The following is a 25,557-nucleotide window of genomic DNA, read 5'->3' as shown; positions in this document are numbered from 1 at the left end:
ACCGCTGAAGCTCCCATCGTTGATCATCATCCAATATATATACTATTTCGTATCTTCAATGCAACGTAGTTATAGGGATCCAGCACTAGACTGTCGTCGGGGATATCCGCGCCCGCGCATTGCCGCTGGTTCCTCAGGCCTATAAGAATTCATCGCGTATGACCGATGAAGCTGGCAAAGACCCAAACTTGGCCGGTCAGGTCGCATTTAACTTATTCTAACAAGACCTTAACGTGCCCTAGAGATTTCAGCTCGATCAAAGTCAGAGTTCCTTTTCCCATGACGTTTCCGAAGAGCCGGGAGACCTTCTCTCTCGCTGCCCCTCATTTCAGTCTTGCCCTTGCCGCGGTATGCCTGGCGTTGTCCGTGGGCGGAGCCTTGGCGCAGCAATCCCAAAACGTTGCGCCGCGTACGGGCAGCGCATCGATCAACGAGGTCGAGGCCAAGCGCAAAGCCTTGTTCGGCCGGATGATGGCTGCACCCGACGATCTCGACACCGCCTTCGAATATGCAGCGCTGTCCTCCGAAGCCGGCGATCTGGAAGGGGCGATCTCGACGCTCGAACGCATGCTGATCTACGCGCCCGGCCTGCCCCGGCTGCAGCTGGAGCTCGGCGTTCTCTACTATCGCCTCGGCGCCTACGAGACCGCGCGCCAGTATTTTGATGGGGCGAAGTCCGCAGGCGACATGCCGCCGGAGGTCTCCGCCAAGGTCGATCAGTATCTTTCGGCCATCGACCAGCGCGGCGCCCCCTCGCAATTCTCCGGCATGATCAGGACGGGCATTCGCTATCAGAGCAATGCCAATGCGGGCCCGGGCAATTCGACGGTGACGCTGAATGGTCTTTCCTACACGCTGGACGGCTTGAGCGTCGCCGGCGAGGACTTCAACGGCTTCGTCAATGGCGGGCTGCGCTATCGCCATGACACCGATATCCAGGGACTATCGCTGGAGGCGGGCCTTTCCGGCTATGCCGCTGGCTACCGCGACCGCAACGCGCTGAACACGGCAGCGGTCGAGGCCTATGTAGGCCCGGTCTTCGATCTTGGACGTTTCGGGCTCGACGACCGGACGCTCTCCGTCCTCCTGACCACCAGCGGCGTTCTCATCGAGGGCGACCGGTATTTGGCATCGGCGGGGGTCTCGACGACGATCGACTGGCAGGTGACACCAGTCGACAGCCTCTCGGGCAGCCTGCAATACCGCTACGAGGATTTTTCCAACACCAAGTCCCGGCGGACCGCAAATCTGCAGAGCGGCCATCGTTTCGACGGCCAGTTTTCCTGGTCGCACAATCTCACCGAAGACTTCAGCCTGACGGGGCGCATTCTTGCGAGCCGGCGCGACGCGGAGGTGGGTTACCTGTCCTCCAGCGAACTGGGCGGGGCGATCTCCGGCACCTATCGCTATGCCGCACTTATTGGCGACGGGCCGGCCTGGATCACCGGGGTGGAAGCAGCCGTTGCCGGACGCGGCTATGACGATCCCGACAGTATGATCAATTCGGCGGAGCGTCAGCGCGACACCGACTTCAGCCTCAACCTGCGCCAGATCATGCCGTTCAGCGAGCGCGTGGCGCTCGTCGCGGAGGCCGGCTACCGCAAGGTCTGGTCGAACTATGACATCAAGAGCTTCGACAATATCTCGCTGTCGATCGGCATCCAGTCCGCGTTCTAGGAGCATCACGATGAAGCCGAACACCCGCCATGCCCTGCTGGCCGCATCCGCGGCACTCTTCGTCATCACAGCGCATCCCGTCAGCGCGGAGACCGATGTCGCCGGTGTCACCGCGGCGGTCAATCCTGAAGCAAGCGCCATCGACCGCGCAGGCAAGGCGCGGCTGATCTCGCTCGGCGACCCCGTGGTCCGCAATCACCGCATCGAGACGAGCGGTGTCGGCCTCGTGCAGATCCTGCTCGCCGACGGCACCTCGTTTACGGTCGGTCCGAACTCCTCCGTGGTGATCGACAGCTTCGTCTATGACCCGGAGAAGAACACGGCTGCGCTGGCGGCGACGATGAGCAAGGGGGCGCTGCGCTTCATCGGCGGCAAGGCATCAAAGGCGAGCGGCAATGTGACGATCAAGACGCCGATCGGCACGGCCGGCATTCGCGGCGCGGTGGTCGATATCAACCTCAGCGGCCAGACGCCCGACGGCCAGCCTCTGCCACCACACATGACGCTGGTCTATGGCAAGGAGGTGCAGCTCACCGGCAATGGCGCGCCGCAGCGGCTGTTCAAACAGGGCTTCTCCATCGTAGCCGGCGACGGCCAGCCGCGCGTCCAGCGCACCCCGCCGCAATGGGTGAGCGGGCTGCAGCAGGTGCTCGCCGGCCGGCCTGGCCAGAGCGGTGGTGCGAGCAATGCGCCAACGGAGCAGACAGTGGCCAGCAGCACGGTTGCCCAGAGCAATTCCGCCCAGTTGCCCTCGGATAACGCCATCCCCGTGCCGACGCCACGTCCGGTCGTGACGACACCGGTCGAGGAGGTGGCGAGTGCTTCGCAGCGGGATGTGGGGACGAGGCCGCAGGTGCCGACTGGCCCGGTTGATCCGGAAGCGGACGCGCCGTGGGATGGCTCGGCGCAGGCCAGCGCTTACATTGACAACGGTGGAGACGTCCGCTTCCGCCCGGTATCGGGCACTCTCTCTGTCGCTCAGAACGGCAACTTCACCGGAACCTTCGGCCAATTGGGGCTGGTATCGCTGCAGAAACCTGCAGGCACCGAGACACTGACGCAGACCGATGTCAGTGGGACGATCGGCAGCCTCGGCTCCGTCAGCGGCACGGCCTATACCGGCAGCGGTGACTTCATCGCCTATTTTCTGGAGTCCGACGACAGTTCTGACCCGGTCTACATCGTCGGCGGGAAGGCTGCGGATGCGCGCGAAGTCTTTTCACCGGGGCAGGTCTACCGCTACGCGGTGGAACGCGATCCGATCAACGGTGGAGCCTCGATCGGAGGGGTGCAAGTACCTTTCTACGACGATGGCAACTTCCTTGCCGGTGAAAGTACGCCCATGCGTGCTTCTGCGAGCGACCTCTATGTCGGCGGCGTGAGCGGGAATGGCGTTGCCGCACGGCTGCTGCAGGGCTCGATCTCGATCTCTGGCGACGGCACGACCCAGCGCAGCAGAATCCAGGTGATGGCCGGCAGCTTCAAGGAGACTGCAGGCGCCTACAAGATGACAGGCCGCGTCTCGGGATCCTACCAGACGAGCAATCCCACATCGAATGCGGGCCAGGCGGGTTATGTGGAGACGCTCGGCAACGGTGCGGCGGCGGACCAGGTCTTCGGTGCAAACGGGGAATATCTCGTGCTCGGCTCTGGAGAGATGTATGACATCGAGGACCGTTTGGACGGCTATGACACGGTGCAGATCGCTAGCCGAAACGACGGCGTCACCACCGCAGCCAACCGCAGCTTCACCGGGGAGATCGGCGGCTTTTCTTCCGGAGCCGCCACGAATATGTGGACCGACAACACGGAGCTCTTCACCGGCACGGCCACCTTCACATTCAATCAGGCGGGCGGCACCTTCGACGGTGGGATCAACTCGGACTCTTCAAACTACTTCGCGGATTTTCTCGGCGGCGACGATTATGATGGCTATGAGGAAGTCTACCTCACCGACCAGCTGATCGCCGCCGTAGACTCCTCCAGCGAGGCCTACATGGTGTCGTCCGCCGTCGTGCCAGCCAGGATCTTCAACGGCGACACGACTGCGGCCATCTGCAACAACTGTGACTTCATGACCTGGGGCTGGTGGGGCAAAGCATCCGGGCCTGAGAGCTTTTACAGCGTCCATCTCGGCAACTGGATCATCGGCAAGCAGCCAGAGAACAGCGCCCTGCCGACCTCCGGTACCGCAACCTACAACGGCAATGCGGTCGGCACCGTTCTCAACGATGGTGCTCAATATATCGCCACGGGGACGATGACCTCGACGATGAATTTCGGCACGCGGTCTGGGACGGTTTCCGTGTCCAACTATGACAGCAAGAACTTCAGCGCCGGGGTAAATTTCGGCACCGGCGCGGCGACTTTCAGCGGCAACGTGACGAGCGGCGTCGCCTCGGGCACAGTCACCGGCGCTTTCGCCGCCAACGGCACCGACCCGGTCCAGGGCATCATGGGCAACTTCACGGTAACGGACGGGAGTTGGGGATCGACCGGGATCTTTGCCGGCAGCACGACAGGCGTCGTTCCGTGACGAAGGCAGCCGGCGGCCCACGCCCCGGACAGAACCAAGGGCGGCCGACATCACGCCGTCTGTCTTCCTCGCAGCGCCGCAAGCTCGGCGTCGTGCTGATCGGCCTGGCGGCACTCGTGGCGGTCATTGTCGGCCATGCCGCTTTCTCCTCCCAGGCCTTTCGGCTCACGGCGCTGGTCTTCGACACCTATCAGGTGATCAAACCGCGCGACGCGACTGATCCGCCGGTGGCGGTCATCGACATCGACGAAGTGTCGATTGGCAAGCTTGGACAATGGCCCTGGTCGCGCGGCACGGTGGCAGAGATGGTGAACAAGGCAAGCGGTCTTGGCGCGGCAGCCATCGGCTTCGACATCGTGTTTTCCGAGCCGGACCGGACGGCACCGGCGCGGCTCGTCGAAGCGATGCGGCGCCAGGGGATCGCCATCGACATCGGCGTCGACCTGCCGGACCCGGACGCACAGCTGGCCGAGGCCATCGCCTCAAATGCCGTGGCGCTCGGGATCGCGCTCAGCAACGAGACCACCGCGCCGGCACCGGAGCCGAAGGCGGGGTTCTCATTTCTGGGACCCGATCCGCGGGCGCGGCTCACGCCCTATGCTGGCGCCTTGTCCAACCTTTCCGCGGTGACCGAACGCGCAACCGCGATGGGCTATTTCTCCTTCCCGCCGACGCCTGACAACATCATCCGCACCTTCCCGCTCGTCTCCATGAGCGGCGACCGGCTCTACCCGGCCCTTTCGATCGAGGCGCTGAGGATCGCACAACAGGAGGGCTCCTTCATCCTGCGCTCCGCCGGCACGGAAGACGGCTCGGCCTTCACCGACTTGAGGGTCGGTGCGCTCGACGTGCCGCTATCGGCCGACGGCGAGATCTGGATCTACTATTCCGGCCTTCCGAACATGCCGGTGATTTCCGCCGCCGATCTCTTCGATCCGGAGAAGGCCGAAACCTTGGCAGGGCTGATCGAGGGACGCATCCTGCTGGTCGGCACAAGTGCGGTGGGTCTGCGCGATATCGTTGCGACCCCGGTCGACCCCGCCATGCCGGGCGTCAAGGTGCATGCCGAGATCATCGACCAGATCGCCAGCGGCGTCTTCCTGCAACGGCCCGACTGGATCATCGGGGCCGAACGGGCGGCGGCAATCACGGTCGGACTGGTGCTGCTCTTGGTGCTGGCGACCGCCGCCCCGGCCATTTCGGTGGCGACAGGCCTGCTGCTGGCCGGACTTGTCGCCGGTGGATCCTGGCTTGCCTTTTCCCGGGCGTTCACGCTTTTCGATCCGTTGCTGCCCATGGCGGCCCTCGGAGCAGTCTTGCTGACCGCACTGCCCCTCCTCCTGATGCTGACCCATCGGGAAAAGCGCTTCGTGCGTGAAAGCTTCGGCCGCTATCTCTCGCCGACCCTGGTCGAACGCCTGTCTGAAAACCCTGAAGGTCTTACGCTGGGTGGCGAAGACCGCGAGCTCACCATTCTCTTTTCCGACATCAGGGGCTTCACCAGCCTCTCCGAAACGATGACGCCGACCGAGCTAACGGGGCTCCTCAACAATTTCCTGACGCCGATGACCGACGTGCTTCTCAAACGCGAGGCGACAATCGACAAATACATCGGCGATGCGATCATGGCCTTCTGGAACGCGCCGCTCGACATAACCGAACATCCGCAAAAGGCGTGTCTGGCGGCGCTCGACATGGTCGTCGCTCTCGACCGGCTGAACCGCGAGAGCGGTATGAACCTGAAGATCGGGATTGGCCTCAATACCGGCATGGCCTGTGTCGGCAATCTCGGCTCTGACCAACGCTTCAGCTATTCCTGCCTTGGCGACAGCGTCAATCTCGCATCACGCGTCGAGGGCATGACCAAGCTTTACGATGTCTCGATCCTGGTGACCGAGGAGGTACGGGCTGGCACGACGAGACTTGTGTTTGCCGAGGTCGATCGGGTGCGCGTGGTCGGCCGGCAGGCGCCGGTGACACTGCATGTGCTGCTCGGTGTCAGCGATACGATGAGCTCGGATCAGGCTGATTTGCTGCAAGCCCATGCGGCTTTCATCGGGGCCTGGCAGTCGGGCGATCTTGGAACCGCACGCAACCTGCTAAAGGACCTCCTGTCACTGCCGCAGAATCCGCTCTCCGGCACGCACAGGCTCTATCACAAGCGGCTCGCCCTGCTGCCGGAGACCGCTCCCACAGACTGGGACGGCGTGTTTACCGCAAGCAGCAAGTAGCCTACCAACCTTTACTCGTGCAGCGACTGCACCACGCGGTTGGCGGTCGTCAGTCGCTCGGCGAGCGTGGTTGCGCAGAGGCGGTGGACGAGGAGCGCGAGCTCAGGGTCTGCCTGTTCGAGATAACGCAGCTGGCGGCGGGCCAGGCGATAAACGGTCGAGGGCACTTCCGCCACGACGTCAGCCGTGCGCGGGCCACCGCGATAGATGGCGATTTCGCCGAGTACGACGCCGGGCTTTACCGTACGCAGGCGCAGGCGCTTGCCGTTGGCGAGCACGGCTTCGACCTTGGCGCGGCCGGTCCAGAGCAGGAAGAGATCCTCTCCCGGTTCTCCCGCCCGGATGAAACGATCACCCGGCTGCAGGCGAATTTCCTCCATCGAGGCGACCAGATCCTTCAGTCGTGCACTCGGACCAATGGTCTGGGCGAAATAATCCTCGATATCCTGCCAGGTCTCTTCGCGACTGATGGCGGCGATCAGCCGTTCCTCACAGCGCTCCAGGGCATGGTCGAGATCACGCTCGCGGCCGACAGAAGGGTCGGAGACGAAATCGATGCCGTTTCTGGCGAGGGCCTGCTCGATCTCGGGCGAGAGGCTGCTGAAGACGAGCTCGATCTCGCTGCCGGCCAAGAGGTTGCGGATCTTGACAAAGGTGGCGGCAGCGGCCGCATCCATGCCGCTCACGCGGCGGAAATCGATGACGACAAAGCGCAGCGACAGGCGGCTGCGATCCTGCTGTCGGCGCCGGATCGCCTCGATGATCTGTTCTGCCGTTCCGAAGAACAGGAATTCCTGCAATTCCAGCACCTGGACCTGTTCGCCCTCCAGCTCGATCAGGCTGTTTTCTGCCGGCGGGCGGTCGATGCTGCTCTTGCGTTCGCGCAGCGAGGCGTTGACGCGGATAACCGAGAGACGGGCATAATTGTAAACGAAGCTGGCGATGGAGAGCGCGAGGCCGAGGGCCATGCCGCCCATGAAACCGAAGGCGGCCATGCCGAGGGGAATGGCGAGGACGACCAGCCACTCCATGCGCGGCAGTTGCGTGCGTGTGCGCCAGAGCCAGTCCTGGATCAGTTCAATGCCGAGCGCGATCATCAGACCGGCGGCGACGAAAGTCGGCATGGCGCCGGCCAGTTCACCGGCAAAGGGCAGCATCAGCGCCAGCATCAGGGCCGTCGCGATACCGACGGAGCGGGCCTTAGCCCCCATGCGGTTTGCGAGCAATGTCATCGACAGTCCGGTAAAGCCGGGTGCCCCGCCGAAGCCGCCGGCGACGATATTGGCGATGCCGGTGGTGCGCAGTTCGGCATCGGCATCGATCTCCTGGCGGGTCGCAACTTCAAGACCGCTGGTGTTGAGCAGAAGCCCGACCATGCCGAGCAGCGCGACGGAGATAATCGCCGGCAGGGCCTGCAGCACCACTGACCAGTCGGCAGACGTGACGACGTCCACTGGCTGCGCGAGAGCAAAACCCGGGCCTGCGGGCATGGCGGGAAGCCATTGCATCGCCCTTGCCTGCTCGCTTTCGACACCGATCACCGCGAGCATGCCATAGAAAATGAGACCGCCGCCAAGGAGGATGAGCGGCATGGTCAAAGGGCTCGTCGAGCGCCTGATGGCAAAGACCATGACGATCGAAAAGACGACGGCGACATAGAGATTGGCGACCGCCTGCTGCCCCTCGGGGCGGACCAGGAGATCGACGAGGTTGCGGTCGCCGATGATCATCATGACGGCGCCCTGGATGAGCAGCCAGCCGGAGCCGGCGAGGAAACCGGCAACGACCGGATAGGGCATGAAGCGCACGAGCCGACCGAAGCGGCCAAGGCCGAAAAGCCAGAAGACCGCACCGGTGACCACGGCACTGGACCCCAGAATGGCAAAGGCAGTGGCGACCTTGACCTCCTCGGGGGCGAATTCCAGCTGCAGGGTGGCGGCGGCAATCGCGGTCGCAAGGATGGCAATGCTCGCCTCCTGCACCTGTCCGATGCTCGAGGGATAGCGGCTGCGCAGCCCAATCCACAGCGCCATGACGATGCTGGACAAGAGGATCACGCCGACGCCCATGGAGAAGCCGGCAGCCAGCGGTCCGGCAAAGATCAGCGCGGCGAAGGCAATGCTTGTGCCCAACCCATCGATGCCGGCGATGATCGCAAAGAGCACGGGTGCGAGGGTACGGCTGGCGGCGCTCGGAACAGGATAGCGCCATGCACGCTGTCGCGGGGCGGCACCGACCGTGGCCTTGCGATCCGGGGCGGGCGCTGGATTGTGGATGTTCACGGCTTTTCCTGCTCTTGAAAAGGCATTCGCAACCGGGGCGACATGCCGGCTCACCGACTGGTAGACGGCGCTGGCGTGGCGGGCAACGCGACCATCCGGATCGGCCCAAACTTGGCCGGATCAGGCGCGGAAAAGGTTTGGATCGAAGGGGAAAAACCGTCGGTTTCAACGGGTCAGGGCCGGAGGGGAGATCGACGGCTATTTGCGCTTCGCCTGCAAAACGGCGGTGCCGAGGCGCTCGACGGCGCGGCGCAGGTTCTCGTTCTCGATACCGTCCATCATCGCTTCCAGCCGGCGGGCCTTCTCACCTTCCAGCTTGCGGATGCGGGGTCTGGTAATCGCCACCGAAACCGGTTTCTGGACGATGCGGACTTGGCCGATCGCGGGATAGCCGAAGAAGCCGTTGATGCGGGCAATCAGCTCGCCCTGGGCATGGGAGAGAAAGAGCGCACGCGCGCCTTCGCAGGCAATTGTCAGCACGCCAGGGCGGTGGCCGCCATCGTCGGGAAGATCAGAGCGACGGGGCCAGGCGATCTTTTCCGGACGGGTGCAATCGGCAAAACCTTCTCCGACGATGTCTTCCCAGGAGCCGAGCAGCGCCGTGTTGATGCCCGCACGCCTGGCGAGCACCGGGTCGACGATGCCGTTGGCGATCTCGGAAATCTGGTTTGCGCCCTTGAATGTGGCCATGGCCTCTGGGGATCCTTCACATCGGCCCTTGAACGGGCGACTGCTTTGATCAGATATAGGCCATCCTCCCCTCTCTTCGCAAATGACCGGCGTGACACTCCCCAGTAAAGCATCGACAAGACCGACGGCTCCCATGCTTCTTGCCTGGTATGACCGGCATCACCGCGAACTTCCCTGGCGCATCTCGCCTTCGGCGGCGAAGCGCGGGGTGAGGCCCGATCCCTATCACATCTGGATGTCGGAGGTGATGCTGCAGCAGACGACGGTTGCGGCAGTGAAGGCTTACTTCGCGAAGTTCATCAGCCGCTGGCCGACAGTCCAGGATCTCGCGGAGGCGCCGAACGAGGATGTCATGGCCGCCTGGGCGGGGCTTGGCTACTACGCCCGCGCCCGCAATCTGAAGAAATGCGCAGAGGCCGTCGCCTTTGAGCATGGCAGTGTGTTTCCCGATACCGAAGATGGTTTACGGGCGCTTCCTGGCATTGGCGACTATACCTCGGCGGCAGTTGCGGCGATCGCTTTCAACCGGCCATCCGCCGTCATGGACGGCAATGTCGAGCGCGTGATCTCGCGGCTCTTTGCCATCGAGGCGCCGCTTCCGGGATCCAAGCCGCAGATGAAGGCGAAGGTGGCGGAACTGACGCCGACCGACCGGCCCGGGGACTTTGCCCAGGCGATGATGGATCTGGGCGCCACGATCTGCACACCGAAGCGTCCGGCCTGCGCACTCTGTCCGTTCAACGATGCCTGTCTGTCCCTCGCCACCGACGAGCCGGAGCGTTTTCCGGTGAAGGCGGCGAAGAAGGCAAAGCCGGTGCGGTTGGGGGCCGCCTTCATTGCCGTCGATCGCGACGGGCAGCTTCTCTTGCGCAAGCGGGTGGAGAGCGGCCTGCTGGGCGGCATGACGGAGGTGCCGACGACCGAGTGGACTTCGCGGCAGGACGGGGAAACGGGTATCGAGGCTGCCCCCTTCCCGGCCGACTGGCAGGCGGCGGGCGCGATCTCCCATGTCTTCACGCATTTCGAGCTCAGGCTTTCGATCTTCCGCGTCGGCCCGATCGAGCGCCCCTCCGTCAATCACGGTTTCTGGGTGCCGGTCACCGAACTTGATGGTCAAGCGCTGCCGACTGTCATGAAGAAAGCAATTGCAGCCGCTATTCCAACCGCCTTTCAACATTCCAAAGGGTAAGACATGACCGAAATCCGCCATATCGTCTTCGACATCGGCAAGGTGCTGATCCATTACGATCCCAACCTGCCTTATCAGCGGATCATCCCGGACGCCGACGAGCGGGCGGAGTTCTTCGCAACGGTCTGCACGCATGACTGGAATATCGAGCAGGACCGCGGCCGCAGCTGGGCCGATGCCGAAGCGCTGCTGATCTCAGAGTTTCCCGAGAAGGAAGCGCATATCCGCGCTTTCCGCAAACACTGGGCCGAGATGGTGCCGCATGCCTATGAGGACAGCGTTTCCATCATGACCGGTCTGATCGATTCGGGCCGCGACGTGACCATGCTCACCAACTTCGCCGCCGATACCTTTTCCGAAGCGCGCAAGATGTATCCCTTCCTCAACCTGCCGCGCGGCGTGACGGTTTCGGGCGAAGTGGGGCTGATCAAGCCTGACGTGGCAATCTACGAGAGGCATGCGAAGGATTTTGACCTGTCGCCCGAGCACTCCGTCTTCATCGACGACAGCCTGGCGAATGTCGAAGGCGCGCGCGCTGCCGGCTGGCAGGCGGTGCATTTTACCGGAGCGGAAAAGCTTAAGGCGGATCTGGCGGCGTTGGGCGTAAAGGCCTGAGCAGGGAGAATGCTCTTGAACGCATATGCATTGAAGAGCATATTGAGCCATGAGTTGGCCCGTTCTTCTGCATCCGGATTTCGAGCCAGAGTTTCAGGCCCTGCCGGAAGCGGTGCGGGATGAGATTTTCGTCTCGCTGCCATTGATGAAGACATACGGGCCAATGCTCGGCAGGCCCTGGGTGGACACTCTCAGAGGATCGCGCTTCGCCAATATGAAGGAGCTGCGGTTTCGGGCAGCAGACGGTGTTTGGCGGCTCGCCTTTGCCTTTGATCCGAAGCGGCAGGCGATCCTGCTGGTGGCAGCCGATAAATCCGGCGTGAGCGAGCAGCGGTTCTACAAGGTGCTGATCGACAAGGCCGACAAACGCTTTGCCGCGCACTTAAAAACTCTCGAGGGTGAATGATCATGGTACGTGCCTTGGACGATCTGCTGGCGGAACTGCCGAGCGAAAAGCGGAAGGACCTCGAAGCGCGCGGTCAGGCCCGGCTTGAGGACTATCGGACCCTGCAGGAACTGCGTAAATCCCGGGATCTGACGCAGGAGAAGCTTGCCGCCCTGCTCGGCATCAATCAGGAGAACGTCTCGCGCCTCGAACGGCGCAACGATCTGCTGTTGTCGACGCTGAGAGACTATGTGGAGGCTATGGGAGGAGATCTGGAAATCGTCGCTCGCTTTCCGGATCGGGAACCCGTGCGGCTGAGTGGCCTTCTCCAGGATACGGAGACGGAACGCCCATCGAAGGAATAAGGCGCTGGCGCGGGTGGAGTTGGCGGACCCCTGCCCGCGCCAGATCGATCCCTTAAGATCGAATGCAGCCCGATTAAAGGCTTCGACTTGCTCGAAGCTGATCACACGAATGTGAAGTTATTCTAATTGAGCTGAAAATCGGCACCGGCGCGAATTAGTTGCCAGGCCTTCGTCCTTTACTCCAGGCCGCCCATGCGGCTGCGGATGATCGAGCGCAGATCGTCGATGGGTTTCAGAGCGCCCTTTTCTTCGACATGCCAGAAGGTCCAGCCGTTGCAGGCATCGAGCCCCTGCACCTTGGCGCCCATGCGGTGGATCGAGCCGCCTTCGCCGTTTGCCGTCAGCGTGCCATCGGCGCGGATGATGGCGGAGTGGCGGCGCTTGGCATCGGTCAGGACCTGGCCGGGCTTCACGAGGCCGGCTTCCAGGAGAACGTTGAAGGCGACGCGGGGTTCGGCCTTCTTGCCGGTCATGACCGTCAGCTCGACCTTGCCCAAAGGCTCGACGGCGGCGATGCGGGCCGAGGCTGCATCGATGTAATCCTGCTCGCGCTCGATGCCGACGAAATGGCGACCAAGACGCTTGGCGACGGCCCCTGTCGTGCCGGAGCCGAAGAAGGGATCGAGCACGATATCGCCCGGCTTGGTGGAGGCCATGATGACGCGGGCGAGCAAGGCTTCCGGCTTCTGGGTCGGATGGACCTTCTTGCCGTCGTCGCCCTTCAGCCGTTCACCGCCCGAGCAGATCGGAAAGAGCCAGTCGGAGCGCATCTGCACGTCGTCATTGGCCGCCTTCATCGCATCGTAATTGAAGGTGTAGCCCTTGGCCTTCGGATCGGGCGAGGCCCAGATCATGGTTTCATGGGCGTTCTGGAAACGACGGCCCTTGAAGTTCGGCATCGGGTTGGTCTTGCGCCATACGATGTCGTTCAGGATCCAGAAATTCAGGTCCTGCAGGGTCGCGCCGACGCGGAAAATGTTGTGGTAGGAGCCGATGACCCAGATCGTGCCTGTCGGCTTCAAAACGCGGCGGCAGGCCAAGAGCCAGGCGCGAGTGAAGGCGTCATAGGCTTCGAACGAGGCGAACTGGTCCCATTCGTCGTCGCAGGCATCGACAACCGACTGGTCGGGACGATGCAGGGCACCACCAAGCTGCAGGTTATACGGCGGATCGGCGAAGATGACGTCGACGGATTTGTCGGGAAGGGCTTCGAGGGCGGAAACGCAATCGCCCTTGATGATGCTGTCGACCCAGGCAAGCGGGTCGGACGAACGGCGGAGTTCGGCAATCGGAAATACAGAAGCCATCGGTTACTCACTCTTACGCTGACGCAGCACGGGAACACGAGGCTTATGGTTACCGAACTTGGTTACCGAAGGGTGAAGAGGGTTGAGAATTTGTGCGGGGATGGAATGCTCCATCTTCTCCCCAGTGGGGAAAAAGATGTCGGAATGACAGATGAAGGGTCGCGAAGCTTCTTGTTTTCCTTGGCAATACCCCTCACCGCCCCGAATCCCAGGCCTTCACCACCGCTTTCTTCGCCTGCGCTCGCCAGACACGCGTCAGGTTTTCGCGCGCCCATTCGAGGTCGAGCCGGTCCGGACGGGCGAGCACCAGCCGATGGGGTCGGTGATGATCAGTGGTGAAAAAGGTGTCGGGCTCCATCTCGATCAGGTGGTCGCGCTCCTCGAAAGGGACCTTAAAGACCGGACAGTCATGGGTCGGGTTCCAGAACAGCATGGCCTTGCCGTTGACCTTGAAGGACACGGCATTCCAGGAGGTGGTTTCCTCCGTGGTCGGCAGGGCAAGGATGACCTGGCGGAGCATGTCGAGGGTGATCATGGCTATTTCACCTTCCACTCAGAACGCTTTCGGCAGACCTGCCTGTTTGAGCGTTTCGTTGGCTGTATGGCGGGACTTCACACCGTGATCGACGGTGAAGTGGCGATTGGTGATGGGGCTATACCAAATCTCGTGATCGCCCTTTCCCGGCCGCACGAAGGTGCAGCCCGCTGCGGAGAAGCGCTCCTTCAACTCGCGGAGATAGCTTGCCATATCCGCGTCAAAAGCTCGGGTTCGGCACCTTGCCGATCTGTTCGGCAACAATGTGTACAGGAATTTCCGGCAGATCCGAGCCGACCCCGTTCAGCTCCAATAGATCTGCGACAGCCGCCATGACCTTCGGTTGAAGCTTTTCCATGCTCTCCGACTCAACCGCAAGACCTTCGATATCATGGCTTGTGGCCACCCAGACCCCGGCTTCGTCGTCCCAGGTGGCGCGCACAATGATCGACCGCATGTTCATCTCGGCTTCCTCCGGTGTCGATGGTCGAAACCCTACACCCAACCGAGGACAGGCGAAAGCGGCTGATAAGCCCCTCATCCCCGGTGCAACACGTTGCACCTGAGCGCTTTGGGCACCTTCTCCCCGCCTAGCGGGGAGAAGGTGATCCCTCCAGCCTCACGGCGCCACGCGCACGCCGAGATAGCCGCCATCGGCGACATGATCGCAAAGGCCGGACCATTCGCAACCGGAACAGGCGGCGCGGATCTCGCCGGTGGCGAAGGTTTTTCTCAGACGCGCGAGGAGAGCGGCAGAGGGGGTGATGCGGGCGCCCGGCGGCAGCGGGCTGCCGATCAGGCGGGCGATGGCGTCTGCTGCCACCCGGTCCCGCTCGATGACGCCTGGCCCATGGCAATGGGCCTCGGGGTCTGCGGTCAGCGGGGCGCAGATATCGTCCGGCCCCGCGACCAGCTCGATCTCCTCGCCGGTCGAGAGCCTTGCGGCAATCACCTCGTAATTCTCGACGAAGGCGGGCGAATAGCCCCTGCCGACATAGGTCAGCACGCAGAGCAGGTGGTGGGCGCGGAGCCGGACGGTCATGCGTGTTTCAGTCTGTGGTCAGGAGCTCAGACATCTAGCGACTGCGTCTTGCGGCGGGCCAGCGCCAAAAGCAAGGCAGCGGCGAGTGCGGATTTCAGCACTGCGCCCAGGATGAAGGGTGTGACGCCGAGGCTCAAGCCCTTTTCGGCACCGATCAGATAGCCAAGCCAGGCGCCGCCGATGCACAAGCACAGGAAATTGGCGGCGAGATGCGCGAGGAAACTTTTGACCACATGGGTTCCCGTCCAGCCCTTCTCGGCGAGGTAACCTGCGAGCGCTGCGATGATCGGGAAGGCTGCGAGATAGCCCGCCGTCGGGCCGACAAATGGCGCAAGGCCGCCGCTGCCATTGGCCAGCACCGGCAAGCCCATCAGCGCTTCCCCCAACCACGCAAGCACGGTCAGTGCGCCGAGACGCCAGCCATAGAGCATACCGATCATGGTGAGCGCAAAGGTCTGCATGGTGATCGGCACCGGCACCATGGGCACAGAGATCTGCGAGGCAAGCGCCAGCACGCCCGTGCCGAAGAGGAGAAGGGAGGCCTGCATGGGAAGCGAACGGCCCGATATGCCGAGCGGATCGAAACCGCGAGTAGCGGGCGCGAGAATGGTCGTCATGGGCAAACTCCATTTTATAGATAATTTGAAGTGACGAAGAATCTTTTATCTATGGAATCGGCGGATGCCAAGGTGTTGGGTTGAGGAATCTTGGGCAAGATTGCTAAACTAGGGATTGGATTTGGTGATCGCGGCACGAGCTGGTGGCAGTTGATCACTTTTATCTATACTTTTATGCTGAGGGATGGCACCTTGCCCCTCACCCCTCCCCCCTCACCCCTCCCCTCTTCCCGGAGGCGGGGAGAGGGTGGCACGCGTGGTCGGCGCTTCGGCCTTCTCCCCCGCATGTGGGGAGAAGGTTCCGGCAGGCGGATAAGGGGCTGAGCGCGCAAACCCTCCCCCTGAGGTGCCTGCGCCAGCAGGCCTCGAAGGGCGAGGCCACGGAGGAGCCACCCGCCCCTCGTCCTTCGAGGGGAGCATTCGCTCCCGCCTCAGCATGAGGGCTGGTCAATGATAGACGCCGCCAACACCCTCCCCTCGAGGGGGAGGGTCGGACCAAAGGTCCGGGGTGGGGTGACCCGACGTTTCCAGAAAACGAAGCCGATACGGCAGCGATCGAAGCAGGTGGAAGCTTGACATGTCAGCGAGGTCACCCCCACCCACCGCTTTGCGGCGCCCCCCTTAAGGGGAGGTGGGAGTTTAACCGACGATGGCAAAGCCTTCGGTTTCGGCGCGACCCGGCACAGGCATTGGCGCGCGGCCGATCCACTGGACGTGGCGCTCGAGAATGCGGACAGCCTCTGCAGGGTCGCCTGATTTCAGGGCTTCGAGGATGGCGCGGTGGTCGTGGTCGGTGCGGGCTTCCCAGGTGGCGCGCCAGGCGACGAAGAGGAAGCGGGCGGAGACGGCGTGGAGATCGTCGATGACGGAGAGCAGGCGCGGCATGCCGCAGGTCGAGACAATCAGCCGGTGGAAGCGGCGGTTCGCCTCCTCCCAGGTTCGCACATCCTTGGCGTCGTCCGCGTCGGCTGCGGCCTGTTCGGCGGCGGCCAGCACCTCCGGCGTGAGGTTCGGGGCGGCGTGGCGGAGCGCCAGGACCTCAAGGGCGGCGCGCATCTCGGCCACTTCGCGCACCTGTTTCAGGTCGAAACTTGCGACCCGCACGCCCCGACGGGGCAGCGAGACGACCAGGCCCTGCGCCTCCAGCCGGCGGAAGGCTTCGCGCACGGGCACATGGCTTGCGCCGAATTCCTCGGCGATATGATCCTGCGCGAGACGCGATCCAGGCACCAGTTCGCCATGGATGATGCGCTCCGCCAGCGCGCGGCTGATGCGGCTCGCCACCGTGTCCTTCGAGGAATCGTCGCGCGTCTTGGGCATGCGGTCATGCATAGTCAGCAGGTGGCGGCTTGTCGAGGGAGGCCGGTGTCGTGGCCCTTCAGTCGATGGCGACGACGTGCGAGCTGTGGCAATCACCTGTCCTCCTCTCACCCGTGCCGTGCGCGGCTGTCCTCCGGCGCCTCGGCACGATCCTCAAGACCGTAGTCGCGCAGCACTTGGGCGACGCGCAGGCGATAGGCGGCAAAGACACCGCCGCGACCGGCGGCCTGGGCGGCGCGGTGTTCTTCCGTTTCGCGCCAGCGGCGCACGGCCTCCTCGTCGCGCCAGAAGGACAGTGACAGGAGCTTTCCGCGGGTCGTCAGGCTTTCGAAACGCTCGACGGAGAGGAAGCCGTCGGTCGCTTCCAGCTGCTCTCGCAATTCGCCGGCGAGATCGAGATAGCGATGGCGCTCGCCGACGAAGGGCACCACCTCGAAGATGACGGCGATCATGGCTGAACCTTCGACGATGGCGAGCTGGAAACTTTCTTCAGGAAGAGGCGATCTTCCTCCAGGATGAAGCGGGCGTTCCTGGCGAATTCATAATTGGCCTTGCCGAGCGGATCGGCAGCAAGCCTTGCTCGGTAGGCTTCATAAGCTGCGAGGTTTTCGATGTTGTAGATGCCATAGGCCGTGCTCGCAGACCCCTCATGCGGAGCGAAATAGCCGACGAGGTCGGCGCCGCAGCGCGGGATGGCCTCGCCCCAGTTGCGGGCGTAAGTGGCGAAGTCGTCGCGACCAAAGGGGTCGATGCGGTAACGGATGATGCAGGTGATCATGGGTTGCTCCTCGTGGTTTGCGAGGTGGGTTTGCCACGGCGACACAAGGCGATGCTTCGATCGGCATCGAAGTCTCGCAAGCATTGTGTATACTCGATAGTTCGACCGGGATCGAAGCATCGACCACACTGGACATGCGACTGCTACTGGCTCACGGAGACGAATATGGCGGAAGGACCTGATATCGCGCGCATCGCTTCGCTGATCGGCGATCCTGCCCGCTCCAACATGCTGTTGGCGCTGATCGGCGGCAAGGCGTTGACCGCGACGGAGCTGGCGGGCGCGGCGGGCGTCACACTGCAGACGGCGAGTTCGCATCTGTCCAAGCTCGAAGATGGCGGGCTGCTTGCCCAGCGCAAACAGGGGCGGCATCGCTATTTCGCGCTGGCGGATGATCAGGTGGGCGTGATGATCGAGAGCCTGATGAGTTTTTCGGCGACGCGCGGGCACCTGCGCCACCGCACCGGGCCGAAGGAGCCGGAACTGCGCAAGGCGCGGATCTGCTACGATCATCTGGCCGGCGATTTTGGCGTGCGCATGCTCGACAGCCTGATCGCACGAGGGGCAATCCGCGCCGAGGACGAGGCGCTGACGCTGACGGCCGAGGGCGAGACCCTGCTCGCGGGTCAGGGTCTCGATATCGCCAGCCTCAGAGCCAAGCGGCGGCCGCTCTGTCGCGGATGCCTCGACTGGAGTGAACGGCGCACTCATCTCGCGGGCTCGCTCGGGGCGGCACTGCTCTCGCATTTCCTCGATCGTGGCCATGCAAGGCGGGTGGAGGAGAGCCGGATCATCCGGTTTTCACCCGAGGGCGAGCGGCGATTTCTGGCGATGTTTCCGGCAGCAGACTGAACGGACGCAGGTAGAAAAGGGAACAGAGCCAAGGCAGTTGCCCGTCGCGTGCAGGTAGCAGGTTAGACAATAGTGCCAGCGAGGTAAGACATTGACCAGCATTCCCAGCCTCGAGGAAATCCAGTCATTGGAAGAAGCCCTTCATCAGCCCGGCACGAGACGCTGCCGGCAAACTTTAGAAATCCTGCTCGCTGACGGCTTCATGGAAATTGGAGCGTCCGGGAGCGTCTACGACCGGACGACCATCATGGAACTGCTGGAGCGAGAGCCTGGAACCGGCGGAAACAATCTGGAGACAGCGAACTACGCATTGAAACCGATTTCCAGCGATGCTGTGCTGCTCACCTACGAGACCAAACGCTCTACAGCCAATGGTTCGTTGCAGTGTGTGCTGAGAAGCTCCATTTGGAAATATGACGGGTGCAAATGGCAAATGCTTTTTCATCAAGGGACAGTCAAACCTTGACGCGTAAGGCAACACAGTTCTCACCAACCTTTGTGCTCACCAGGTTTGGCGACCACTATCCTGCCGAGGGCGTGGGATACTTTGCGGCGCCTCGTTCTTAGGCTGCTTTCCCTGCGAAAGCATCGGCCACATCGCAAGTTCGTGCCGAGGATCGGCAGGTCAAGGCAATGACCGAGAGCCTGATGAACTTTTCCGCGAGGCGGTTTCTCCCGATGTTTCCGGCAGCAGACTGAACCGAGAACAAGCCGCGTACACCGGAGCTGGAGGGGGCATTACTGCCCCCTGCCCTCTTTGCTCAGATGTCTTCGATGAATTCGACTTCGCCACTGGCGATGTCATAGACGGCTGCCACAACACGGACCGCGCCAGAGGTCACCAGTTCGCTGACGATATGGCTTTCATCGGCGATGCGACGAGCGCCGGAGATCGCGTTGAGGCGGACCGTCTCGGCAACAAGCCCATCGCCCTTGTCCTTGGCGGAGAGCACGACGGGAAGGATCGGCTGAACCATCTTGCCGATCGAACCGCCGGGCACGGCACCCTTGGTGACTTCGTCGCAGGCGGCGGTGACGGCGCCACATTTGCTGTGACCCATGACGACGACCAGCGGCGACTTCAGATGTTCTGTTCCGTATTCGATCGTGCCAAGCGCACCGGTATCGAGCACGTTGCCGGCATTGCGGATGACGAAGAGTTCGCCGAGCGTCGAGCCGCCGAAGACCAGTTCAGGGCTGACGCGACTGTCCGAGCAGGTGAGGATCGTGGCCCAGGGCTGCTGGCCGCCGGCCAGTTCGCCGCGGATCGCCACAAGGTTGGAGGCGCAGGCTTCGGCATCCTCGACGAAACGCCTATTTCCCTGCTTCAGCCGCGCCAGCGCTTCTGCCGGCGTCGTCACCGATGAGCTGGAGGGCGCCGTGGCGGCGGCGCGCGCGGGCGCGCTGCCGATGAGGGCGGCCGTGGTCAGGCCGACGCCGGCGAGCTTGAAAAGGTTGCGACGGTTGAGACCTTGCGTTTCGCATTCCTGGCACATGCTGGATGTCCTGTTGATGATGGGGTGGCCGGACGGCCGAGGGCAAGCTCGCTCGCGGAACTCGGCGAAATTGTGATATGTTAATATTGTGTTCTATAATTAATTTTTGACCTCCTGCAGATTGCAGGGACCGCCTCGCTTTTGCATCCAGGGCGCGCTTGCCGAACAAACCGACCATACGGTATGTTTAAGCCGTCCCATTTCCGGAGCTCTGTCCATGAACCCCGTATTGACCGCCTATGGCGCACTCGCCGCCGCCATCGTGCTCGAAGTGATCGGCACCACCTTGCTGCAGAAGTCGGCGCAGTTCACCAAGCTTCTGCCGACGGCTGGCATGGTGATGTTCTATGTCGCGTCCTTCTACCTGCTCTCGCAGGCGCTGAAGGGCATGCCGCTCGGCATCGCCTATGCGATGTGGGGCGGGCTTGGCATCGTGCTGACGGCCCTAATCAGCGTGTTCTACCTCAAGCAGAGCCTGGATCTTCCGGCGCTTGCGGGTATCGGCTTGATCGTTGCCGGTGTCATCGTGATGAACACGCTGTCGAAGACGGTTTCGCACTGATGGCGCCCTCATCCTTGTCTGGGTCCTCCCCGGCCGAGGCTTTGCTCTCGGCCCACCACCGCAAGAAGCAGCCGGAACAGGTGCGCCGGGCATTACTGGACTGTGCGGCCCAGATCGCCGCCGAACAGGGTGCGTCGGCGATCACCATCCAGGCGGTAGCCGAACGGGCCGGCGTGACCAAGGGTGGGCTGCTGCATCATTTCGACAGCAAGCAGGCGCTGCTGGCCGCCGTCTTTAAGGATCTTCTCGACAAGATGGATCAGGAAATCGACCGGACTCTGGCGGATGATCCCGCATCGCGAGGGCGCTTCACACGGGCCTATGTGCGCGCCTGCTTCTCCGATCGCCTGCTGGGCGAGCGCAGCCTCTGGGCGGCACTCTCGGTTGCGATCGTCTCGGAACCGGCGCTGCGCTCGCTCTGGTCAACATGGCTCGACGGGCGCATGGCGCGGCATGCTGAGACGGATGGCGACCCGTCGCTGATTGCGGTCAGGCTTGCCGCCGACGGGGTCTGGCTTGCGGACATGATGGAAAAGGCCGGCGGGCTCAAGCGCTATCCGCAGGATTTCGAGGCCGTGCTGCTTTCGATGGCCGGCACCTGAGGCGAGCAACCGGAGCGGCCGGCAGATCTGCCATGCGCCGGGCATGATTGTCCTCGCCTCGCCAATCGTGTAGGAAGCCGCCTTCTTCAGGACCACAGGACGGATATTTCCATGAGCGGCTTCGATCTCACCCTTTTCGATTGCGACGGCGTGCTCGTCGATTCCGAGATCATTGCGGCCAAGGTCGAATCGAAGCTTCTGACGGAGGCCGGTTATCCGATCTCGGTCGAGGAGATGGGCGAGCGCTTCGCCGGCATGACCTGGAAGAACATTCTCCTGTCGATCGAGAAGGAGATCGATATCCCGCTCTCGGCCAGCCTGATCGACAAATCGGAACAGCTGCTCGACCAGAGGCTTGCCCGCGAGGTGAAGGCGATCGAAGGCGTGCAATATGCGCTGGCGCGGCTCGCGGGTCCGCGCTGCATCTGCTCGAACTCGTCCTCGCATCGCCTCGACATGATGCTGACCAAGGTCGGCCTCAAGGAGTTCTTCGCCCCGCATATCTATTCGGCGAAGGATCTCGGTGCTGACAGGGTCAAGCCGAAGCCTGATATCTTCCTGCATGGTGCCAAGCAGTTCAATGTCAGCCCGTCCAAGTGCATCGTCATCGAGGATTCCGTTCACGGCGTGCATGCGGCGCGCGAAGCCGGCATGCGCGTCATCGGCTTTACCGGTGCGTCGCATACCTATCCTTCGCATGCAGACCGGTTGACGGATGCCGGTGCAGAGACCGTGATTGCCCGCATGCAGGATCTGCCGGGCGTGATCGCCGCCATGGCCGAGTGGGAAGGCGCGTTCTAATTTTCTGACGATCGCCTGGCTCAGGTCCTGATGGTCAGGGCGCCTGGCAAAATTTCCGCGACGAAACCGCCTCGGATCGGCATTTCGCCGTCGATTTCGACGGGGAAACGCTGGGGATCGCGTGGCCGCACCTCGACGCGGCGCCCTTTATGAAAACTCAAAAGCGGATGGCCAACATGGCCGGCGGAATGCAGGCGTCCCAGTAAATTCAAAAGGCCGAGGATCTTTTCCTCGCGCATGACGGCAATGTCGAACAGGCCATCGGCGACATCGGCATCCGGCGTGATGTTCATGCCGCCGCCGAACCAGCCGCCATTGGCAATGGCTGCGATCGCCAGCTGCCCCTGATGCACCTGCATGCCATCGATCAGCACTTCGAAATCATAGGGACGGTAGCGCAGGATCGCGAGTGCCGCATGCACAGTGAAGCGGAGGGGGCCGTTCAAGATGCGTCTGCGTCCAGGCGCGTTCACAGCATCGACGATTTCGCCGGAAATGCCGACACTGGCGATATTGGCAAAGTGGCGACGCTGTTCGTTTCCGGATGCATCGCGGCTGACCAGCAGCCCTGCATCGATCCTTCGGATGGAGGCGTTTGCGATGTGCTCTGCGAGGGCAGCCGGATCGCTCGGGACCTTGAAGTTCCGGATGAAATCGCAGCCCGTGCCGATCGGCAAGAAGGCGAGCGGCATTTCGGGGCGCGACGAGGTCAACACGCCATCGACGACATCGCTGATCGTGCCGTCACCACCTGCCACCACGATGACGTTATAAGGCCCCGCGGCAAGCTCGCAGGCGAGCCTTCTCGCGTCCCCGCTGGAGCGGCTTTCATGGATTTCCAGATCCGGGAAACGATGGCGGAAGGCGGCAAGCAAAGGAGCCCATTGCTTCTGGCCCGCTCGGCCGCCCGCAATTGGGTTTCTCACGACAGCAATTTTCAACAAGGCCTCCCCGGGGACACCGCCTTGGTGCCCCACTCCCTCTCAATGCCAGCGCGTGCATCCCGAGGGGGCAGGCATGCTCCGCCATATGGATTGCACGCTAGCATCCGCCGAGCAGATAGAGCAAGGCGAGGCACCGGCCCGGACCGATGCCTTGCACAACATGAGAAAGACGTGATCAGCCTCGCTGATGCCGGTGGGTGGAGGCAATGTGGCGATCGGTCAGACGGGCGTTGCCGAAGAGCTTTTCCCGCAGCGGCCCTTCGCGGTATTCGGTCTTGTAGAGACCTTTCTCCTGCAGGCGGGGTACGACCAGCTCGATGATGTCGTCAAAGCATTCCGGCACGACCGTGCGCGACAGGTTGAAGCCGTCGACGCCGGTGTCCTCGACCCAATCAACTAGCCAGTCGACCACTTGGTCGGCGGAGGCGACGAGCGGCGGCTGGCGGCTGCCGAGCACCATCTGCTCGATCAGCTTGCGCTTCGTCCATTGCGGTCCGGCCGCGCGGTCCATGGCCTTGATATTGGAGGTGATCGCCTGGCTCTTGCCCGTCTCGACCGGTTCGTCCATGTCGAACTTGTCGAAATCAATGCCCATCGAGGCGGCTGCATGGGTGAGCGCGGCCTCGGAGCTCACGTACTGGCGGTAGTCCTCGAACTTGTCGCGTGCCTCCTTTTCGGTGCGGCCGGTGACGATGGTGGCACCAAGGAAAACCTTGATGTCATCGCCATGCCGTCCCAAGCCCTCGGCACGCGCACGGATGTCGGTGACGATCTCGCGCACGCCTTCCTTCTTCTGACCGTTGACGAAGACACATTCGGCGTGGGTTGCGGCGAACTGTCGGCCACGCGGCGAGGACCCGGCCTGATAGAGCACCGGCGTTCGCTGCGGCGAGGGTTCTGAGAGGTGATAGGCATCGACCTTATATTGGCGTCCATGATGATGGACGGGATGGACGCGCTGCGGATCGGTATAGACTTTCGCCGCCTTGTCGGCCACCACAGCGCCGTCCTCCCAGCTTCCTTCGAGGAGCTTGTAGATCACCTCCATGTATTCGTCGGCGAGATCGTAGCGATCATCATGGGCCATCTGGCCATCGAGGCCGATGGCGCGGGCCGCACTGTCGAGATAACCGGTCACGATGTTCCAACCGATGCGGCCACCGGTCAGATGATCGAGCGTTGCCATGCGGCGGGCAAAGAGGAAGGGCTGTTCGTAAGTGAGATTGGCCGTGACGCCGAAGCCGAGATGGCGGGTGGCCGCGGCCATGGCCGGAACCAGCATCATGGGGTCGTTGACCGGCACCTGCACGGCACCGCGGAGCGCCGGCGCCGGACTGCCGCTCAAAACGTCGTAAATGCCGACGACATCGGCGAGGAAGATACCATCGAACAGGCCCGCCTCCAGGCGTTTTGCATAATCGGTCCAGTAGGCTAGGCTCGTATATTCCATCGAGCGGTCGCGCGGGTGGCTCCAGAGTCCCTGCTGGATATGACCGACGCAATTCATGTCGAAGGCGTTGAAACGGATTTCGCGTGCCATGCTCGTATTCGTCCCTCTCTTTTGTCGACAGGCGGCGACTTGTGGATGCGCCGTCATCTATCGTATGTTCCCGTCCATTATAGAAGACGCAGCCGGATCATTTGGCAAGGGGCGAGATGATGAACACCGTGCACAGAGATGATGCTCACACCGAGGACCGCCAGGCGCGGGCGATCGCCGAGCGCGTCCGGCTGGAGCGGGAAACACGCGGCTGGTCGCTTGCCGAGCTTGCGGCGCGTTCGGGCGTCTCCAAGGCAATGATCAGCAAGGTGGAGCGCTGCGAGGCGAGCCCGACGGCGACCGTGCTCGGCCGCCTCTCCGGCGCCTTCGGCCTGCCGCTTTCCGTTCTTCTTGCCCTTGCCGAACGCGAGGGGGATCGGCTGACGCGCCGCGAGGAGCAGCCGCTCTGGACCGATCCGGACACGGGCTATACGAGGCGCACGCTTTCCCCCGCCAATGGCGGCCAACTCGAACTTCTGGAAGTGGTTTTGCCGCCTGGTGTCCGAGTGCCCTACCCGGCCTCTGCCTTCAGCTTCCAGCACCAGCAGATCTACGTGCTCGAAGGTCGCCTCGACTTTATCGAAGGCACACGTAGCCATCAGCTTTCGACGGGTGACTGCCTGCAACTCGGCGCGCCCAGCGATTGCGTGTTCGTCAACGGCAGCGAGCAAGCAACCCGCTATCTGGTGGCCCTGACGCGGCGCTCATAGGCGTAGCCGATCGCATCGATGACGCTTTTCTTGTCCTAAACGTGACTGGATGCCATATTGCCTTGAAACCTGAGGATTTCGGCATGACTGGCATGGATGAGACCAAGCTGCTCGCACTGATTGAATCTGTCTTCAATGGCCAAAGGCGGACATTGAGCATGGTAGAGGCGGCTATCGAGAAATTCGGTTCCATAGAGATCGAAATCACGAAGCTCAATCGCAAGATGAACTCCCTGCATGAACTGGCGTCCCAACATCATAGCGAGACGTCCACCCGACTTGGTGCGATCATTTCCCGATTGGACGGCGGAAACCATGCTCGACGAGCGATCCCGCGACATCAAGCGCACCCAGATTGAAGTTGTCGGGCAGTACAATAAGGTGCTGACTGCACTTCAGGACGCCGCAAACGCGATGCGCATCGCAGAGGACCTGAACACTCGCCTCATCGCTGTCGAGAGCAAGCTATCGCTTGGTTGAG

At 62.6% G+C, this 25,557-nt stretch carries 28 protein-coding genes; 14 read left to right on the top strand and 14 right to left on the bottom strand.

Features of this window, described 5'->3' with window-relative positions:
• Positions 1-378: 378 nt before the first annotated feature.
• The 3 genes from ACQKP1_RS05320 to ACQKP1_RS05310 are packed head-to-tail and all read left to right on the top strand — an operon-like array spanning position 379 to position 6,444.
• Positions 379-1,677, top strand: coding sequence for a tetratricopeptide repeat protein (locus ACQKP1_RS05320; protein ID WP_427274475.1), 1,299 nt, complete (start codon positions 379-381; stop codon positions 1,675-1,677).
• A 10-nt stretch (positions 1,678-1,687) separates the two neighbouring features.
• Entirely contained in the window at positions 1,688-4,213 is a 2,526-nt protein-coding gene (locus tag ACQKP1_RS05315) for a FecR domain-containing protein (RefSeq protein WP_427274474.1), read from the top strand.
• The gene (locus ACQKP1_RS05310) at positions 4,210-6,444 is read left to right on the top strand and encodes a CHASE2 domain-containing protein (RefSeq protein WP_427274473.1); all 2,235 of its coding nucleotides are present in this window, start codon (positions 4,210-4,212) and stop codon (positions 6,442-6,444) included. The genes ACQKP1_RS05315 and ACQKP1_RS05310 overlap by 4 nt, the downstream gene beginning before the upstream one ends.
• Positions 6,445-6,455: 11 nt before the next feature.
• Here the strand turns inward: ACQKP1_RS05310 and ACQKP1_RS05305 are convergent, their stop codons facing one another.
• Complete coding sequence (locus ACQKP1_RS05305) at positions 6,456-8,726, bottom strand: SulP family inorganic anion transporter (RefSeq protein ID WP_427274472.1); 2,271 nt, start codon at positions 8,724-8,726, stop codon at positions 6,456-6,458.
• Positions 8,727-8,924: 198 nt separating this feature from the next.
• Complete coding sequence (locus ACQKP1_RS05300; RefSeq protein ID WP_427274471.1) at positions 8,925-9,416, bottom strand: DUF721 domain-containing protein; 492 nt, start codon at positions 9,414-9,416, stop codon at positions 8,925-8,927.
• Between the two features lie 82 nt (positions 9,417-9,498).
• Between ACQKP1_RS05300 and mutY the strand changes: the two genes are divergently transcribed.
• From mutY to ACQKP1_RS05280, 4 genes are read left to right on the top strand one after another with little or no spacing between them, the layout of a single operon-like run.
• A complete protein-coding gene (gene mutY, locus ACQKP1_RS05295) occupies positions 9,499-10,605 on the top strand; it encodes an A/G-specific adenine glycosylase (protein WP_427274470.1) in 1,107 nt (368 codons plus the stop codon).
• A gap of 3 nt (positions 10,606-10,608) precedes the next feature.
• The gene (locus tag ACQKP1_RS05290) at positions 10,609-11,220 is read left to right on the top strand and encodes an HAD family hydrolase (RefSeq protein ID WP_427274469.1); all 612 of its coding nucleotides are present in this window, start codon (positions 10,609-10,611) and stop codon (positions 11,218-11,220) included.
• Between the two features lie 49 nt (positions 11,221-11,269).
• Positions 11,270-11,626, top strand: coding sequence for a type II toxin-antitoxin system RelE/ParE family toxin (locus ACQKP1_RS05285; RefSeq protein WP_427274468.1), 357 nt, complete (start codon positions 11,270-11,272; stop codon positions 11,624-11,626).
• Between the two features lie 2 nt (positions 11,627-11,628).
• Positions 11,629-11,970, top strand: a complete 342-nt coding sequence (locus tag ACQKP1_RS05280) for an XRE family transcriptional regulator (protein WP_203013590.1) — start codon at positions 11,629-11,631, stop codon at positions 11,968-11,970.
• Between the two features lie 176 nt (positions 11,971-12,146).
• On the opposite strand, the gene ACQKP1_RS05275 is transcribed toward ACQKP1_RS05280, so the two are convergent.
• The 9 genes from ACQKP1_RS05275 to ACQKP1_RS05235 all read right to left on the bottom strand — a co-directional run bounded on the left by ACQKP1_RS05275 (position 12,147) and on the right by ACQKP1_RS05235 (position 17,569).
• Positions 12,147-13,277: a site-specific DNA-methyltransferase gene (locus ACQKP1_RS05275; protein WP_427274467.1), complete on the bottom strand. Its 1,131-nt coding sequence runs from the start codon at positions 13,275-13,277 to the stop codon at positions 12,147-12,149.
• Positions 13,278-13,470: 193 nt separating this feature from the next.
• Positions 13,471-13,812, bottom strand: a complete 342-nt coding sequence (locus ACQKP1_RS05270; protein WP_427274466.1) for an MmcQ/YjbR family DNA-binding protein — start codon at positions 13,810-13,812, stop codon at positions 13,471-13,473.
• An 18-nt stretch (positions 13,813-13,830) separates the two neighbouring features.
• Complete coding sequence (locus tag ACQKP1_RS05265; RefSeq protein ID WP_427274465.1) at positions 13,831-14,025, bottom strand: type II toxin-antitoxin system HicA family toxin; 195 nt, start codon at positions 14,023-14,025, stop codon at positions 13,831-13,833.
• A gap of 7 nt (positions 14,026-14,032) precedes the next feature.
• Positions 14,033-14,275: a DUF1902 domain-containing protein gene (locus ACQKP1_RS05260; protein WP_427274464.1), complete on the bottom strand. Its 243-nt coding sequence runs from the start codon at positions 14,273-14,275 to the stop codon at positions 14,033-14,035.
• 156 nt (positions 14,276-14,431) lie between these two features.
• Complete coding sequence (locus ACQKP1_RS05255; RefSeq protein ID WP_427274463.1) at positions 14,432-14,854, bottom strand: DUF1284 domain-containing protein; 423 nt, start codon at positions 14,852-14,854, stop codon at positions 14,432-14,434.
• Positions 14,855-14,880: 26 nt separating this feature from the next.
• Complete coding sequence (locus ACQKP1_RS05250) at positions 14,881-15,471, bottom strand: biotin transporter BioY (RefSeq protein ID WP_427274462.1); 591 nt, start codon at positions 15,469-15,471, stop codon at positions 14,881-14,883.
• Positions 15,472-16,110: 639 nt separating this feature from the next.
• The gene (locus ACQKP1_RS05245; RefSeq protein ID WP_427274461.1) at positions 16,111-16,791 is read right to left on the bottom strand and encodes a GntR family transcriptional regulator; all 681 of its coding nucleotides are present in this window, start codon (positions 16,789-16,791) and stop codon (positions 16,111-16,113) included.
• A gap of 107 nt (positions 16,792-16,898) precedes the next feature.
• Complete coding sequence (locus tag ACQKP1_RS05240; RefSeq protein WP_427274460.1) at positions 16,899-17,243, bottom strand: antibiotic biosynthesis monooxygenase family protein; 345 nt, start codon at positions 17,241-17,243, stop codon at positions 16,899-16,901.
• Entirely contained in the window at positions 17,240-17,569 is a 330-nt protein-coding gene (locus ACQKP1_RS05235) for an NIPSNAP family protein (RefSeq protein ID WP_203013571.1), read from the bottom strand. Before ACQKP1_RS05235 ends, ACQKP1_RS05240 begins: the two co-directional genes overlap by 4 nt.
• A 165-nt stretch (positions 17,570-17,734) precedes the next feature.
• On the opposite strand from ACQKP1_RS05235, the gene ACQKP1_RS05230 reads away from it, so the two are divergent.
• Together ACQKP1_RS05230 and ACQKP1_RS05225 are read left to right on the top strand one after the other, a co-directional pair.
• Positions 17,735-18,421 (top strand): ArsR/SmtB family transcription factor, encoded by a 687-nt coding sequence (locus ACQKP1_RS05230; protein ID WP_427274459.1) that lies wholly within the window; start codon positions 17,735-17,737, stop codon positions 18,419-18,421.
• 91 nt (positions 18,422-18,512) lie between these two features.
• The gene (locus ACQKP1_RS05225) at positions 18,513-18,887 is read left to right on the top strand and encodes a DUF4440 domain-containing protein (RefSeq protein ID WP_246753938.1); all 375 of its coding nucleotides are present in this window, start codon (positions 18,513-18,515) and stop codon (positions 18,885-18,887) included.
• 295 nt (positions 18,888-19,182) lie between these two features.
• On the opposite strand, the gene ACQKP1_RS05220 is transcribed toward ACQKP1_RS05225, so the two are convergent.
• The gene (locus ACQKP1_RS05220) at positions 19,183-19,917 is read right to left on the bottom strand and encodes a carbonic anhydrase (RefSeq protein WP_203013565.1); all 735 of its coding nucleotides are present in this window, start codon (positions 19,915-19,917) and stop codon (positions 19,183-19,185) included.
• Between the two features lie 217 nt (positions 19,918-20,134).
• On the opposite strand from ACQKP1_RS05220, the gene ACQKP1_RS05215 reads away from it, so the two are divergent.
• From ACQKP1_RS05215 to ACQKP1_RS05205, 3 genes are all read left to right on the top strand, one after another.
• A complete protein-coding gene (locus ACQKP1_RS05215; RefSeq protein WP_040300799.1) occupies positions 20,135-20,479 on the top strand; it encodes a DMT family transporter in 345 nt (114 codons plus the stop codon).
• Between the two features lie 14 nt (positions 20,480-20,493).
• A complete protein-coding gene (locus ACQKP1_RS05210) occupies positions 20,494-21,081 on the top strand; it encodes a TetR/AcrR family transcriptional regulator (protein WP_427274458.1) in 588 nt (195 codons plus the stop codon).
• Positions 21,082-21,192: 111 nt separating this feature from the next.
• Positions 21,193-21,882 carry an HAD family hydrolase gene (locus ACQKP1_RS05205; RefSeq protein WP_203013556.1) on the top strand — a complete coding sequence of 230 codons (690 nt, stop codon included), beginning with the start codon at positions 21,193-21,195 and terminating at the stop codon, positions 21,880-21,882.
• A 20-nt stretch (positions 21,883-21,902) separates the two neighbouring features.
• Here the strand turns inward: ACQKP1_RS05205 and ACQKP1_RS05200 are convergent, their stop codons facing one another.
• Positions 21,903-22,823, bottom strand: coding sequence for a diacylglycerol/lipid kinase family protein (locus ACQKP1_RS05200; protein WP_427274457.1), 921 nt, complete (start codon positions 22,821-22,823; stop codon positions 21,903-21,905).
• Between the two features lie 178 nt (positions 22,824-23,001).
• Positions 23,002-24,366, bottom strand: a complete 1,365-nt coding sequence (locus ACQKP1_RS05195; RefSeq protein WP_427274456.1) for an LLM class flavin-dependent oxidoreductase — start codon at positions 24,364-24,366, stop codon at positions 23,002-23,004.
• 128 nt (positions 24,367-24,494) lie between these two features.
• On the opposite strand from ACQKP1_RS05195, the gene ACQKP1_RS05190 reads away from it, so the two are divergent.
• A complete protein-coding gene (locus ACQKP1_RS05190) occupies positions 24,495-25,076 on the top strand; it encodes an XRE family transcriptional regulator (protein WP_203019942.1) in 582 nt (193 codons plus the stop codon).
• 237 nt (positions 25,077-25,313) lie between these two features.
• Positions 25,314-25,556 carry a hypothetical protein gene (locus tag ACQKP1_RS05185; protein ID WP_427274455.1) on the top strand — a complete coding sequence of 81 codons (243 nt, stop codon included), beginning with the start codon at positions 25,314-25,316 and terminating at the stop codon, positions 25,554-25,556.
• Position 25,557 lies beyond the last annotated feature (1 nt).

Source organism: Allorhizobium sp. NPDC080224, assembly GCF_050281005.1.
In the GTDB taxonomy this organism is placed as follows: Bacteria; Pseudomonadota; Alphaproteobacteria; order Rhizobiales; family Rhizobiaceae; genus Allorhizobium.
This window is presented reverse-complemented; position numbering and strand designations above follow the sequence as displayed.